The sequence below is a fragment of the Caballeronia hypogeia genome, from assembly GCF_001544875.2.
Lineage (GTDB): Bacteria > Pseudomonadota > Gammaproteobacteria > Burkholderiales > Burkholderiaceae > Caballeronia > Caballeronia hypogeia.
Map to the genome: position 1 here is coordinate 271,934 of NZ_FCOA02000001.1, position 13,385 is coordinate 285,318.

The following is a 13,385-nucleotide window of genomic DNA, read 5'->3' on the forward strand; positions in this document are numbered from 1 at the left end:
ATGCAGCGCCCCCGCCGCCTCGCCTCGCTGTTGCCGCTCTTCGCGGTGGCCGCGCTCGCCGGCATCACGTACTGGCTATTGCAGGCCACGCTGCCGCCAGCCGCGCAAGCGCCGGCGCCGGCCAAACGGCACACGCCCGACTATTTCGCCAACAACTTTTCCGTGTCCGAGCTCGACGCCACCGGCACGACGCAATACCGGCTGACGGCCAAGTCCATGGTGCATTACGAGGACGACGAAATCAGCGACCTCACGCTGCCCGCCATGCGCATGTTTCAGCCGATGAAGCCGACTGTCACGGCGACGGCCGAGCGCGGCACGGTCAACGGCGACGTCTCGGTCGTCGATCTCTACGACCATGCGCGCATACTTCGCGCTGCCGGCTACGGCGATCCGCAGATGCAGGCGGATTCACAGCATTTTCGCGTGCTGGTGAACGACGATGTCATCGAAACGGAAAAACCGGTTAGACTTCAGCGCGGTCCGTCGGTGATGACGGCCGACGGCATGAACTACAACAACGTGACCCGGGTAATGAAGCTATTCGGTAACGTGCGCGGCGCGATCGCCGCCACGGATATCAACGGCGGCTCGTCCAAGTAAAGCCCGGCACTCCCATCCGAACTGTGACTGCATGAACGAAAGGTTCCCTCGTCCCGATGGCGGCCATGCGCGCGCAATGCTCGCGCGCCGCGTCACGCGCGCCCAGCGAGCCTCCCGGGCCGGGCTGGTCGCCGCTCTGGCGTCCCTCATCGCGCTGGTGACGCTCCCCGCGCACGCCGAAAAGGCCGACCGCGACAAGCCGCTCAACATCGAAGCGGACAACATGTCCTACGACGACCTCAACCAGAAGAACGTCTTCACCGGTCACGTGGTCGCGACCAAGGGCACGATCGTCATCAAGGCCGACCGTGTCGAAGTCACGCAGGATCCACAAGGTTACCAGTACGCAACCGGCACCTCGACCGGTAACAATCTCTCGTATTTCCGCCAGAAGCGCGACGGCGTGAACGAATACATCGACGGCAATGCCGTGCGTATCGACTACGACGGCAAGAACGACTTCACCAAGCTCACGACGCGCGCCACCGTGCGCCGCCTGCAAGGGCTCAACACCGTGCAGGACGAGGTGCATGGCAGCGTCATCACGTATGACGGGCAGAAGGACTTCTATACGGCGAGCGCCGGCAAGGACGTCGCCGGTCCGGGCAATCCGAGCGGACGCGTACGCGCAATGCTTGCACCGCGTTCGGGCGGCGCCGCGCCGCTTAACGGCCAGCCCGCCACACTCGCCCCGTCGAACACCATCCAAGGAACGCCGCAGCAGTGAATGCGCCCGCCATGCCCCACCGCAAGCCGGAAGGCGAGTCGAGTTCGCTCGTCGTCCGCAACCTGAAGAAGCGCTACGGCTCGCGCACGGTCGTGAAAGATGTCTCGCTCGACGTCAAGAGCGGCGAGGTGGTCGGGCTGCTCGGCCCGAACGGCGCGGGCAAGACGACCTCGTTCTATATGATCGTCGGCCTCGTGCCGCTCGATGCCGGCGAAATCGATCTCGACGGCAATTCGATCAGCCTCCTGCCCATTCACCAGCGCGCGCACCTCGGGCTTTCGTATCTGCCGCAGGAAGCGTCGGTGTTCCGCAAGCTCACCGTCGAGCAGAACATCCGCGCGGTCCTCGAGTTGCAGACCGATGAAGCGGGCAAACGCCTGTCCAAAGACGCCATAAGTCAGCGCGCGGAAGCCTTGCTCGACGAGTTGCAGATCGCCCACCTGCGCGAGAATCCCGCGCTGTCGCTTTCGGGCGGAGAGCGCCGTCGCGTGGAGATCGCGCGCGCGCTCGCGACCAATCCGAGCTTCATCCTGCTTGATGAGCCGTTCGCTGGCGTCGACCCGATCGCGGTCCTGGAAATCCAGAAGATCGTGAAGTTTCTGAAGCAGCGCAACATCGGCGTCTTGATCACCGACCACAACGTGCGCGAGACGCTCGGCATCTGCGATCACGCGTACATCATCAGCGATGGAAGCGTGCTCGCGGCGGGCGCGCCGAGCGAAATCATCGAAAACGAAAGCGTGCGGCGCGTCTATCTGGGCGAGCATTTCCGCATGTGAACGAGCGGGCGCTTGACGCGTTCGCATCGTGCACCGCACCACGCCGAAGCAGCAAAACTTACGTGCCGCCCGCCGGGCGGCACGCGCTTTTTTGGATTCGCCGCGAGGTTTCGCGCGCGTGGCAAACTCTCTACAATGATTAAAACCTTGCCATGAAAGCCAGCCTCCAACTCCGCCTCTCGCAGCATCTTGCGCTGACCCCGCAACTGCAGCAGTCCATCCGGCTGCTTCAGTTGTCGACGCTCGAACTGCAGCAGGAAGTCGCGATGGCGGTCGCCCAGAATCCGCTGCTCGAAAACGACGACTGGATCTCGAGCCCGCTGCGCGTCGCTGCGGACGGTTCACTGATCGCGCAGCCCGCAGCACCGAGCGCGCCCGCAGAACCGATGATGAGCAACGGCTCGTCATCGGGCACCTCCAGTTCCGACCGTTCGGAAAACAGCGAGCCGCAAGGCGTCGACGAGTACAACGGCCTGGGTTCGGACAGCAGCTCGGACACCAGTTCCTGGAATCTCGAAGACTACGGCCGCTCGAACAACGCGTCCGACGACGACGACCTGCCGCCGCTGCAGATCCACGAATCGACCACCACGCTGCGCGACCATCTGACCGCGCAGTTGCGAATGACGTCGGCGAATCAACGCGATCGCGCGCTCGTCACGTTTCTCATCGAATCCCTGGATGAAGACGGCTATCTGACCTCGCAGCTCGAAGAAGTTCAGACCGATCTTCCGGAAGAACTGGAAGTCGAGATCGACGAACTGAGCGCGGCGCTCGCGTTGCTGCAGAGTTTCGATCCGCCGGGTGTCGGTGGGCGTTCGGCGTCGGAATGCCTGAAGCTGCAATTGCTGCGGCTCGACGCATCACCCACGCGCACGCTGGCGCTCGATATCGTCACGAATCATCTGGAGTTGCTCGCCGCCCGTGACTTCACGCGCCTGCGCAAGCAACTGAAGGCAAGCGACGACTCCTTGCGGGACGCGCATTTGCTGATCAAGTCGCTGGAGCCGTTCCCGGGCGCCGCGTACGGCAAGAGCGAAGCCGACTATGTGGTGCCGGACATTCTCGTGAAGAAAAGCGCGAGCGGATGGCTCGCCGAGCTGAACCCGGAAATCGTGCCGCGCCTGCGCATTAACCACCTGTACGCGAATATCCTGCGCAACAACCGCGGCGATCCGGGGAGCGGCTCGCTGCGTCAGCAGCTCCAGGAAGCGCGCTGGCTGATCAAAAATATTCAGCAGAGGTTTGAGACGATCCTGCGTGTCGCGCAGGCGATTGTCGAGCGTCAGAAGAACTTTTTTGCACATGGCGAAATCGCCATGCGCCCCTTGGTTTTGCGGGAGATTGCTGATACGCTGGGCTTACACGAGTCGACGGTTTCTCGTGTGACTACAGGGAAGTACATGCTCACCCCATTCGGGACGCTTGAATTTAAGTACTTCTTTGGATCGCACGTTTCGACCGACACAGGAGGCGCGGCATCGTCCACGGCGATCCGGGCCCTCATCAAGCAACTGATAGGAGCGGAAGACCCCAAGACTCCTCTTTCAGACAGCCGCATCGCCGAACTGCTGGCGGAACAAGGATTCGTGGTCGCGCGGCGTACCGTTGCCAAGTACCGCGAAGCCCTCAAGATTCCCGCAGTGAATCTGCGCAAGTCTCTATGACCCGTCTCTGTAGTCCATCGCATTTTGCAATGGGCGTTTACCGGCCGCACCGCGAAAGCGAGTTCGAGCCGGCGGATGCGACCCGCTTCAGGAGCGCGTAAGACATGACGCGCTGACGGTTCGCACAGCCGACCGGTACCGGACGAGCCGACGTGGCCTGGCGGCCATTAGCTTGGAGAGCAACTATGAATCTGAAGATCAGTGGACACCACCTCGAATTGACGCCTGCGTTGCGCGAGTACGTGATCACGAAGCTGGACAGGGTGCTGCGTCACTTCGATCAAGTGATCGACGGCAACGTTGTCCTCTCGGTCGACAATCATAGGGAAAAGGAAAAGCGGCAGAAGGCAGAAATCAACCTGCACCTCAAGGGCAAGGACATTTTTATCGAGAGTTGTGACGCTGATATGTACGCCGCCATCGACCTGATGGTCGACAAGCTGGATCGGCAAGTCATCAAGCACAAGGACAAGATCCAGGGCCACGCACACGAGTCAGTGAAGTATCACGGCGAGCCGCAAAGCATGGAAGCGCCGTCGCCTTGAGTTACATCGCGCGTATTCGCGGCCTGGTCCGCGGAGCATAGCGAAACCCGCCGCCGGAGGGCGGCGGAATAGATTCGAAGAGTTCCTCGGAATTTCTGAAACGCCCGATTCGGGCATGTACCGAACCGAAGCCGCCCAGCTTGGCGGCTTTTTTGTTGGATTTTCGCAGTAGCGCGCGACAAGCCATTGATTTTCAGGGCTTTGTCCTGCACATTTGATTCGCTGACGGAGCCATGGCGCGGCGCACCATCCGCGCGGGGCCTGTTCTATAATGATCCGGTTATTCGAAGTCGTACGACACAAACGCTGCAGGGAGCGCCGCCAGCGCACTTTCCGTTTCATCATCGCCGTGAGCGCTTTCAGACAGCAGCCACGATGAGGAGCTATCAGGCCACGCATCTGCCTGCCAACATGAATCGTTTAGCCAAATTTCTTCCCATCGAGAACGTTGTTCTCGGACTGTCCGTTACCAGCAAGAAACGCGTCTTCGAGCAAGCGGGCCTGATCTTCGAGAATCAGAACGGCGTGGCCCGCAGCACCGTCACCGACAATCTCTTCGCTCGTGAGCGCCTCGGCTCGACCGGGCTGGGCGAAGGCGTCGCGATCCCGCACGGCCGCATCAAGGGACTGAAGCAACCGCTCGCCGCGTTCGTGCGTCTGGCCGAGCCGGTCGCGTTCGAATCTCCCGACGGCCAGCCTGTCTCCCTCCTGATCTTCCTGCTCGTGCCGGAGCAGGCTACCCAGCAGCATCTGGAGATCCTGTCCGAGATCGCACAACTGCTGTCCGACAGCGAGGCGCGCGAGCGTCTGCACAAGGAAGAAAATCGTGAAGCGCTTTATCAAGTGCTCACGCAATGGCAACCGTAATAGCTCCACGAACACGGCGAAGCGCGTCTTCAGCCCGTCCCGCCTCGCTATCGGGCCTTCGGGGCGCCTCGCTTACGCGAAGCTTCTAGGGCACAATCGGTAACACGCAGCGCCATGCGGCGAACCGGAGCGGCCCGCTTCGGCGCGCGTCGTGCTGCTCCCGGCTTCCTTCGGAGTTCCGGCCTCATGGATACGTCCAGCATCAACGCCCAAAGTATTTTCGACGACAACGCCGCCGCCTTGAAGCTCAGCTGGCTCACGGGGCACGAGGGCTGGGAACGAGGCTTTTCGAGCGAAACGGTCGCGAACGCGACATCGAGCGCCGACCTCGTCGGCCACCTGAACCTGATTCACCCGAACCGTATCCAGGTGCTCGGCGACGCCGAGATCAATTATTACCAGCGCCAGTCCGACGAAGACCGCTCGCGCCATATGGCCGAACTGATCGCTCTCGAGCCGCCGTTTCTGGTGGTCGCGGGCGAAGTCGGCGCGCCGCCGGAACTCGTTTTGCGCTGCACGCGCTCGTCCACGCCGCTCTTCACCACGCGTATGTCGGCGGCGGCGGTCATCGACAGTCTGCGCGCCTACATGTCGCGCATTCTCGCGCCGCGCGCCACGCTGCACGGCGTGTTCATCGATATTCTCGGGATGGGCGTGCTGCTCACCGGCGACTCCGGTCTCGGCAAAAGCGAGCTCGGGCTGGAACTCATCAGCCGCGGCCATGGTCTCGTAGCGGATGACGCAGTCGATTTCGTGCGTCTCGGCCCGGATTTCGTCGAAGGCCGCTGCCCGCCTCTCTTGCAAAATCTGCTGGAAGTGCGCGGCCTGGGCCTGCTCGACATCAAGACGATCTTCGGCGAAACCGCCGTGCGGCGGAAGATGAAACTGAAGCTGATCGTGCAACTCGTGCGCCGGCCGGACGGTGAATTCCAGCGGCTGCCGCTGGAAAGCCAGACCGTCGACGTGCTCGGCCTGCCGATCAGCAAGGTGACGATTCAGGTGGCGGCGGGCCGCAACCTCGCAGTGCTGGTCGAGGCGGCGGTACGCAATACGATCCTGCAACTGCGTGGCATCGACACGTTGCGCGACTTCATGGATCGTCAGCGGCTGGCCATGCAGGACCCGGACAGCCAGTTTCCCGGCAAGCTGATCTGAGCGCGCATTCCGGAACGTCGAGCGCGTCGGATCGGATCGGGCTCAGGTGCTAAGCTTAGATAAAGCGAAACTCCCAAGACCCATGCGTATCATCCTGATCACCGGCATTTCCGGTTCCGGCAAGTCCGTCGCACTGAACGCCCTCGAAGACGGCGGCTACTACTGCGTCGACAATCTTCCGCCGCGCTTTCTGCCCGAGCTCGCCGCCTATCTCGCGAAGGAAGGCCAAACGCGCGCGGCGGTCGCGATCGACGCTCGTTCGAGCCTCTCGCTCGACGAAGTGCCGGCCATCATCAACAAGCTCTCGGCCGAATTCGACCTGCGCGTGCTGTTCCTCAACGCGAGCACGCAGTCGCTGATCCAGCGCTTCTCCGAAACACGTCGTCGTCACCCGCTGTCCGGTTCGTCGATGCACGAGGCCGATGTTGGCGTGCTGAACTCGCTCGCGGAAGCGATCGAGCGCGAGCGTGAGCTGGTCGCGGGTCTCGCCGAGTACGGCCATCAGATCGACACCAGCAATCTGCGCGCGAACGTGCTGCGCGCGTGGGTGAAACGCTTCGTCGAGACCGACGCCGCCGACCTCACGCTGATGTTCGAATCGTTCGGCTTCAAGCGCGGCGTGCCGCTCGACGCCGATCTCGTGTTCGACGTGCGCACCCTGCCCAATCCGTATTACGACCGCGAACTGCGCCCATTCACCGGCCTCGACAAGCCGATCATCGATTTCCTCTCGGCGCAGCCGCTGGTGGGCGAGATGATCGCCGACATCGGTACGTTCGTCGGCAAATGGCTGCCGCGTTTTCGCGACGACAACCGCAGCTATCTCACCGTCGCGATCGGCTGCACAGGCGGCCAGCATCGCTCGGTATTCATCGCAGAGGCGCTTGCCGCGCGCTTTCGCGAGAAGGCGAATGTGATCGTGCGGCATCGTGACGCGCCCATCCCGATGGATGAAAGCGCGGCTCACACGCGAACCTGATCGCCGCGCCGGCGGTCCACCCTGGAGGGGCGCGATGTCCTCGAATCCCGCGAATCCTGTTCTGGCCGACTTGCCGCTGTTCCCGCTTCACACTGTGCTGTTCCCCGGCGGCCTGCTGCCGCTGAAGATTTTCGAGGCGCGCTATCTGGACATGGCGCGCGAATGCCTGCGCGAGCAAACGCCCTTCGGCGTGTGTCTTCTGAAAAGCGGGCACGAGGTGGCGTCGCCGGGCGATCCGTCGGTGCCGGAAAGCGTCGGCTGCCTGGCGGAAATCTCCGAATGCGATGTCGATACTTTCGGCCTTCTGCTAGTCCAGGCGCGCGGCACCGCGCGTTTCAAGCTGACCGATCATCGCGTGGAGCCGAGCAACCTGCTCGTCGGCTCGGCGGAGTTGCTGGGCGAGGATCGGCCGCTGCAGGGCGTCGAGGCGCTCGCCAAGTTCGGCGCGTGCGCGGAGGTGCTGGAGCGCATCGTCGACACGATCAAGGAGCGCGAGCCGCAGAACCTTCCGTTCGTCGAGCCGTTTCTTTACGACGATCCCAGCTGGGTCTCAAACCGCCTGTCCGAAATCCTGCCGATTCCAATGCGCGCTCGCCAGAAGCTCATGGAGTTGATGGACGCGGGCGCGCGCATCGACGTGGTGCATCACTACATGCAGCATCATCAACTGCTTTAAATCAGCGATCCGGCGAGTGCGTCGAGCAGCTTGCGCACTGGAGCCGGCACACCATACGCGTCGATACGTGCGAGCGGCGCCCAGACGGTTTCGGTATCCGTCGCCTCGCGGGCCGGGCCACGCGCCTCGCCCAGGCGCGGCTCGATGTCCAGCTTGAAGTGCGTGAACGTATGTGAAAGCGGTGCGAGACGTTGCAATGGCTCCGCACCCCCGAGATTCAACGCGACTTCGGCCAGCGCGCCTTCGTCCGCCGCTTCAGGCAGGCTCCACAAACCACCCCAGATGCCCGTCGGCGGGCGCTTCTGCAAAAGGATCGAGTCGCCGTCGGTCAGCACGAGCATCCACGTCTTGCGCGTCGGCACCGCTTTCTTCGGGCGCGCGGCGGGCAATTCGCGCTGACGTCCTTCGATATTCGCCACGCAATCCGGCGCGAACGGGCAGCGCGCGCAATCCGGCCTGCCGCGCACGCACAAGGTTGCGCCGAGGTCCATCAAACCTTGCGTGTACGCGGTCACTTCGTCCTTGTTCGCGGCGTCGGGCAACAACGATTCCGCGAGCTTCCACATCGCGCTTTCGACTTTCTTTTCCCCCGGAAATCCCGCGACGCCGAACACGCGCGCGAGCACGCGCTTCACATTGCCGTCGAGGATCGTCGCGCGCGCGGCGAACGCGAACGACGCGATCGCCGCCGCAGTCGATCGACCGATGCCCGGAAGCTCCGCGAGTTCATCGACAGTTTGCGGGAACGCTCCGCCGTGCTCGTGCGCGACCACCTGCGCGCAGCGATGCAGATTGCGCGCGCGCGAGTAGTAGCCGAGACCGGCCCACAGCGCCATTACGTCGTCGATAGGTGCGTCCGCGAGCGCGGTCACCGTCGGAAAACGATCGAGAAAGCGCGCGTAGTACGGAATGACCGTGGAGACCTGCGTCTGCTGCAGCATGATCTCCGAGAGCCAGATGCGGTATGCGTCGCGCGTGTTTTGCCACGGCAGGTCGTGGCGGCCGTGAATACGTTGCCACGCGATGAGGCGCGACGAGAAATCGGTGAGTGCGAGCATCGGAAGTAATTAGCGCTGGCAGCGCGGACAGAAATAGGTCGAGCGTTGCCCCTGAACAATCTGTTTGATCGCGGTGCCGCAGACGTGGCACGGCAGGCCCGCGCGATCATAGACGAAATAGTCGAGCTGGAAATAGCCCGACTCGCCATTGCTGCCGACGAAATCGCGCAGCGTGCTGCCGCCCTTGTCGATGGCCGCCGCGAGCGTCACGCGCACCGCATCAGCGAGCAGGTCATAGCGCACGAGCGAGATGCGCCCGGCGGCTGTCGTCGGCCGGATGCCCGCGCGAAACAGACTCTCCGATGCATAGATATTGCCCACGCCCACGACGATCCCGCCCGCGAGCAGCGCCTGTTTGACGGACACTTTGCGCCCGCGTGTCTCGCGAAACAGAAGCGCGCCGGAGAATTCCGGCGAAAACGGCTCGACGCCGAGACTCGCAAGCAGTGGATGATCGAGCACGTCGCCATCCGAACGCGGATGCCAGAGGATCGCCCCGAAACGACGAGGATCGCGAAAGCGCAGGATGAAGTCGTCGAACACGATATCGACGTGATCGTGCTTCGCCGCTTCCGGCGGTTTCGGCACATGGCGCAGCACTCGCAGCGTGCCCGTCATGCCGAGATGGACGATCAGCCATCCTTCGACGGTCTCGAACAACAGATACTTGCCGCGCCGCTCGACCTTCTCGATTTTCAGATGCCCGAGCGTCTTCGGCAGATGCTTCGGGATGGGCCAGCGCAAGGCCGGCGTGCGCACGTCGACATGCTCGACGCGCCTTCCGGCGACATAGGGTTCGATTCCCCGTCGGGTGACTTCTACTTCCGGCAGTTCGGGCATTTTTCTGGAGAGAGACTTGCAGGGGCGAGTGTGCCGGTATTTTAGCGACCGCGTTACAATCGACCGAAACATCGTCTGGATTTCCATGAACCCGTTCGTCATGAAGCTTTTTGCGAAGCGTCAAGCCGGTCTGGCGCATTCGTTCACCATGCCCATGTCGCGGATCGCAGGCGCCGTCGCGATCGCGATGGCCGCGCTTTCGTTCGCCCCCGCCTACGCTCAGGACCCCGGTTCGTCATCCGCTCCAAGCGCTGACGATCAGGCCGACGCGCAAAACGCAGCCGACTTGCTGACCGCGCCCGTGAGCGGCGCGGAGGCTCAGGATCTGCCGAACATCGCAATGTCCAGCCAGATCGTGTTCCAGGTTCTGGCAGCCGAAGTCGCGTTGCAGCGCGGCCAGCCGGCGCCCGCATTCCAGACATATCTCGCCCTCGCCCGCGACACGCACGATCCGCGTTTCGCGCAGCGCGCAACCGAAATCGCCATCGCGGCGCAGAGCCCGAACGACGCGCTAACATCGGCGCAACTCTGGCAACAGTTCGCGCCTCATTCGGAGCGCGCGGCGCAGTTGAGCGCATCGCTGCTGATCGTCGCCGGCAAGCCGGACGACGCGAAACCCACGCTCGAGCGGGAACTCGCGAAGGTCGCGCCGGAACAGCGCGGCGACGCTATTCTGTCACTGCAAACATTGCTCGCGCGCGGCCCGAACCGCGTCGGCGGTTTGAACGTGCTTAAAGATCTGACGAAAAACGATCTGGACCGGCCGGAGACGCAGCTTGCGCTCGCGCGCCAGCAACTGGTCGCAGACGATCCGCCGGGCGCGAAAGCATCGCTGGAAAAAGCGCTGCAACTCAAGCCGGACTATTTGCCCGCCGCGCTGACGCTCGCGCGCATGGGTCCGGAAGAACGCAACGAGGGCATTTCCTCGTTCGAGAAGTATCTCCAGAAGAACCCGAAATCGCATGACGCACGGCTCGCGCTCGCGCAGTTGTACCTGTCGGCCGACCGGCTCGACGACGCGCAGAAGCAGTTCGAGATCATGCGCAAGAACGACCCGAAGGACCTGACGCCGTTGATGGCGCTCGCGCTCATCAACATCCAGAAGAAGCAGTTCGATAAGGCTCAGGACTTTCTGAATCTCTACGCGAAAACGGCGGAGAGCACGCCGGGCGCGGACCCGGGACAGGCGTATATCTATCTCGCGCAACTCGCGCTGGAGCAGAAGAACGACGCCGCCGCGAGCCAGTGGCTCGACAAGATTCCGCGCACGAGCCAGCAATACTTGCCCGCGCAGGTCACGCGCGCGCAGTTGCTCGCGAAGCAGGGCAAGGTCGACGACGCACGCGCGCTGCTCGGCAGCCTGCAAAGCTCCGATCCGCGCGATCTCGCGATGCTCGCGCGCACCGACTCGGCGATCCTGTTCGAGGCGCATCGCTACAAGGAAGCGGAAGCGAACCTCGCAAAGGCCGTCGCCGCGTTCCCCGACGATCCCGATCTCGTCTACGACTACGCGATGGCCGCGGAAAAGAACGGCCACTACGACGTCATGGAGACCCAGTTGCGCACGCTGATGCGCACGCAGCCGAACAATCCGCAGGCGTACAACGCGCTGGGCTACTCGCTCGTCGATCGCAATCAGCGGCTCGACGAAGCGGTGAAGCTGATCGAAAAGGCGGTTTCGCTCGCGCCGAACGATGCGTTCATCATGGACAGTCTGGGCTGGGCGCGTTTCCGTCAGGGCAATTCGGCCGAGGCGGAGAAGATTCTCAAGAACGCCTATAACCTTCAGCCGAACGCCGAAATCGGCGCGCACCTGGGCGAGGTCCAGTGGAAGTCGGGTCAGCAGGATCAGGCGCGCGCCACGTGGCGGCAAGCGCAAAAGCTCGAACCCGACAACGACACGCTCCTCAAAACGCTGAAACGACTCCAGGTAAACGATCTTTGATGGCAATCGATTCCCTTACCGGCGCATCGCTTCGACGCGGTGCGCTCGGCATCGCCGCGGCGGCCGTGCTGGTCCTTTCCGGTTGCGCGCTGCAACCGCGCGTGCCGACCACGACGAGCGCGAGCACCTCGCTCGCCACGCAGACCGCTCGTGAATATCACGGGCGTTTCGCCGTGCAGTACAACGACCAGAACGGCACGCAGCGCAACGCCTACGGCAACTTCGACTGGCAGGAAACGGGCGATACCGTCACGCTGCAACTGCGCAATCCGCTCGGCCAGACGATGGCGATCGTCACCTCGTCGCCGGCGCTCGCCACGCTCGAATTGCCGAACCGGCAGCCAGTGAGCGCAGATAACGTGTCGCAACTGATGCAGAACACGCTCGGCTTCGCGCTTCCGGTGGAAGGGCTGCGCTACTGGCTCCAGCCGTCCGCGGCGCCGTCGTCACGCGCGCAGACGACACTCGATCCGGAAGCCGGCAACGGCCGTCCGAAGGAAATCAAGCAGGACGGGTGGACGATCGACTATCTGGCCTATGCCGATGCGCCCGCCACCGGCGTGAAGCGCGTCAATCTCACGCGCAACGAACCGCCGCTCGACATCAAGCTGGTGCTCGATCAATAACCTCGCTTGGCTCATCGCATGTCTTCATCGAACGAATCGCTCCGCGACTGTCTCGCGCCGGCGAAGCTGAATCTGTTCCTGCACATCACGGGCCGTCGTCCGGATGGCTATCACTCGCTGCAGACCGTCTTCCAGTTGCTCGACTGGGGCGATCGCCTGCACTTCACGCGCCGCGACGACGGCGTCATCACGCGTAAAACGGACGTTCCCGGCGTTGCCGAAGCCGACGATCTCGTCGTGCGGGCCGCGCGATTGCTGCAGCAGCATACGGGCGCGAAGTACGGCGTGGAGATCGAGATCGACAAGCGACTGCCCATGGGGGCGGGCCTGGGTGGAGGCAGTTCCGACGCGGCCACGACACTTCTGGCGTTAAATCGTCTCTGGGGTGTTGATCTTTCGCGTGAGATTCTGCAGAATCTCGGCCTGCAACTCGGCGCGGACGTGCCGTTTTTTGTCTTCGGGCAAAATGCTTTCGCAGAAGGAGTGGGCGAAGCGCTGCAGGCGGTGAATCTGCCTCGACGTTTCTTCCTGGTGGTGAATCCTGCTGTGCACGTTCCGACCGCAGCGATTTTCTCCGAAAAAAGCTTGACACGGGATACGAAAGTCGTAACAATAGCGGACTTCCTAGTGCAGAAAACGTCAGACGCTAATTGGCCTGACGGCTTCGGTCGAAACGACATGCAAGCAGTTGTAGCTGGGAAGTACGCGGAAGTTGCAAAGGTGCTCGAGTGGTTTTCCAATCTCGCACCGGCGCGAATGACCGGATCTGGAGCAAGCGTGTTCGCCGCTTTCGCCAGCCGAGCCGAAGCAGAAATGGCGCAAGCCAAGCTGCCGGCAAGCTGGAAGAGCGTGGTGACAGCAAGTCTGGATTCTCATCCTCTCTTCGCTTTCGCGTCATAAGGTTTTGTTTTGTCGGTA

14 protein-coding genes are annotated in these 13,385 nt (G+C 62.8%); 12 read left to right on the forward strand and 2 right to left on the reverse strand.

The genetic code is table 11. The features are described 5' to 3' along the window. The 9 genes from lptC (at position 1) to AWB79_RS01230 (ending at position 7,998) form a co-directional block, all read left to right on the forward strand. On the forward strand, positions 1-603 hold the full coding sequence (gene lptC, locus AWB79_RS01190) for an LPS export ABC transporter periplasmic protein LptC (RefSeq protein ID WP_061165544.1): 603 nt from the start codon (positions 1-3) through the stop codon (positions 601-603). 31 nt (positions 604-634) lie between these two features. Continuing rightward, positions 635-1,330, forward strand: coding sequence for a lipopolysaccharide transport periplasmic protein LptA (gene lptA, locus AWB79_RS01195; protein ID WP_061165545.1), 696 nt, complete (start codon positions 635-637; stop codon positions 1,328-1,330). An 11-nt stretch (positions 1,331-1,341) separates the two neighbouring features. Continuing rightward, positions 1,342-2,109, forward strand: coding sequence for an LPS export ABC transporter ATP-binding protein (gene lptB / locus AWB79_RS01200; protein WP_096031499.1), 768 nt, complete (start codon positions 1,342-1,344; stop codon positions 2,107-2,109). 152 nt (positions 2,110-2,261) lie between these two features. Further along, a complete protein-coding gene (locus AWB79_RS01205) occupies positions 2,262-3,776 on the forward strand; it encodes an RNA polymerase factor sigma-54 (protein ID WP_061165547.1) in 1,515 nt (504 codons plus the stop codon). Positions 3,777-3,961: 185 nt separating this feature from the next. After that, positions 3,962-4,321 (forward strand): ribosome hibernation-promoting factor, HPF/YfiA family, encoded by a 360-nt coding sequence (hpf, locus tag AWB79_RS01210; RefSeq protein ID WP_061165548.1) that lies wholly within the window; start codon positions 3,962-3,964, stop codon positions 4,319-4,321. A 411-nt stretch (positions 4,322-4,732) separates the two neighbouring features. Then, the gene (gene ptsN, locus AWB79_RS01215) at positions 4,733-5,188 is read left to right on the forward strand and encodes a PTS IIA-like nitrogen regulatory protein PtsN (RefSeq protein WP_061165918.1); all 456 of its coding nucleotides are present in this window, start codon (positions 4,733-4,735) and stop codon (positions 5,186-5,188) included. 186 nt (positions 5,189-5,374) lie between these two features. Then, complete coding sequence (gene hprK / locus AWB79_RS01220; RefSeq protein ID WP_008351692.1) at positions 5,375-6,343, forward strand: HPr(Ser) kinase/phosphatase; 969 nt, start codon at positions 5,375-5,377, stop codon at positions 6,341-6,343. 82 nt (positions 6,344-6,425) lie between these two features. Continuing rightward, complete coding sequence (gene rapZ, locus AWB79_RS01225; RefSeq protein WP_061165549.1) at positions 6,426-7,322, forward strand: RNase adapter RapZ; 897 nt, start codon at positions 6,426-6,428, stop codon at positions 7,320-7,322. A gap of 34 nt (positions 7,323-7,356) precedes the next feature. Further along, positions 7,357-7,998 (forward strand): LON peptidase substrate-binding domain-containing protein, encoded by a 642-nt coding sequence (locus tag AWB79_RS01230; protein WP_061165550.1) that lies wholly within the window; start codon positions 7,357-7,359, stop codon positions 7,996-7,998. Here AWB79_RS01230 and mutY read toward each other — a convergent pair. After that, positions 7,995-9,056, reverse strand: a complete 1,062-nt coding sequence (gene mutY / locus AWB79_RS01235) for an A/G-specific adenine glycosylase (protein WP_061165551.1) — start codon at positions 9,054-9,056, stop codon at positions 7,995-7,997. The genes AWB79_RS01230 and mutY overlap by 4 nt on opposite strands. A 9-nt stretch (positions 9,057-9,065) precedes the next feature. Further along, entirely contained in the window at positions 9,066-9,896 is an 831-nt protein-coding gene (gene mutM / locus AWB79_RS01240) for a bifunctional DNA-formamidopyrimidine glycosylase/DNA-(apurinic or apyrimidinic site) lyase (RefSeq protein ID WP_061165552.1), read from the reverse strand. An 85-nt stretch (positions 9,897-9,981) separates the two neighbouring features. Between mutM and AWB79_RS01245 the strand changes: the two genes are divergently transcribed. From AWB79_RS01245 to ispE, 3 genes are read left to right on the forward strand one after another with little or no spacing between them, the layout of a single operon-like run. After that, positions 9,982-11,841, forward strand: coding sequence for a tetratricopeptide repeat protein (locus tag AWB79_RS01245; protein ID WP_061165553.1), 1,860 nt, complete (start codon positions 9,982-9,984; stop codon positions 11,839-11,841). Further along, positions 11,841-12,467, forward strand: a complete 627-nt coding sequence (gene lolB, locus AWB79_RS01250) for a lipoprotein insertase outer membrane protein LolB (RefSeq protein WP_061165554.1) — start codon at positions 11,841-11,843, stop codon at positions 12,465-12,467. The genes AWB79_RS01245 and lolB overlap by 1 nt, the downstream gene beginning before the upstream one ends. Positions 12,468-12,485: 18 nt before the next feature. Beyond that, a complete protein-coding gene (ispE, locus tag AWB79_RS01255) occupies positions 12,486-13,367 on the forward strand; it encodes a 4-(cytidine 5'-diphospho)-2-C-methyl-D-erythritol kinase (protein ID WP_061165555.1) in 882 nt (293 codons plus the stop codon). The last annotated feature ends 18 nt before the right edge of the window (positions 13,368-13,385 follow it).

What these genes read in the sequence shown, in the direction of transcription:
- AWB79_RS01205 (WP_061165547.1), top strand. Translation starts at nt 2,262, where the DNA reads ATGAAAGCCAGCCTCCAACTCCGCCTCTCGCAGCATCTTGCGCTGACC.
- hprK (WP_008351692.1), top strand. Translation starts at nt 5,375, where the DNA reads ATGGATACGTCCAGCATCAACGCCCAAAGTATTTTCGACGACAACGCC.
- hpf (WP_061165548.1), top strand. Translation starts at nt 3,962, where the DNA reads ATGAATCTGAAGATCAGTGGACACCACCTCGAATTGACGCCTGCGTTG.
- ispE (WP_061165555.1), top strand. Translation starts at nt 12,486, where the DNA reads ATGTCTTCATCGAACGAATCGCTCCGCGACTGTCTCGCGCCGGCGAAG.
- mutY (WP_061165551.1), bottom strand. Translation starts at nt 9,056, where the DNA reads ATGCTCGCACTCACCGATTTCTCGTCGCGCCTCATCGCGTGGCAACGT.
- lptB (WP_096031499.1), top strand. Translation starts at nt 1,342, where the DNA reads ATGCCCCACCGCAAGCCGGAAGGCGAGTCGAGTTCGCTCGTCGTCCGC.
- AWB79_RS01245 (WP_061165553.1), top strand. Translation starts at nt 9,982, where the DNA reads ATGAACCCGTTCGTCATGAAGCTTTTTGCGAAGCGTCAAGCCGGTCTG.
- lptC (WP_061165544.1), top strand. Translation starts at nt 1, where the DNA reads ATGCAGCGCCCCCGCCGCCTCGCCTCGCTGTTGCCGCTCTTCGCGGTG.
- rapZ (WP_061165549.1), top strand. Translation starts at nt 6,426, where the DNA reads ATGCGTATCATCCTGATCACCGGCATTTCCGGTTCCGGCAAGTCCGTC.
- lptA (WP_061165545.1), top strand. Translation starts at nt 635, where the DNA reads ATGAACGAAAGGTTCCCTCGTCCCGATGGCGGCCATGCGCGCGCAATG.
- ptsN (WP_061165918.1), top strand. Translation starts at nt 4,733, where the DNA reads ATGAATCGTTTAGCCAAATTTCTTCCCATCGAGAACGTTGTTCTCGGA.
- lolB (WP_061165554.1), top strand. Translation starts at nt 11,841, where the DNA reads ATGGCAATCGATTCCCTTACCGGCGCATCGCTTCGACGCGGTGCGCTC.
- AWB79_RS01230 (WP_061165550.1), top strand. Translation starts at nt 7,357, where the DNA reads ATGTCCTCGAATCCCGCGAATCCTGTTCTGGCCGACTTGCCGCTGTTC.
- mutM (WP_061165552.1), bottom strand. Translation starts at nt 9,896, where the DNA reads ATGCCCGAACTGCCGGAAGTAGAAGTCACCCGACGGGGAATCGAACCC.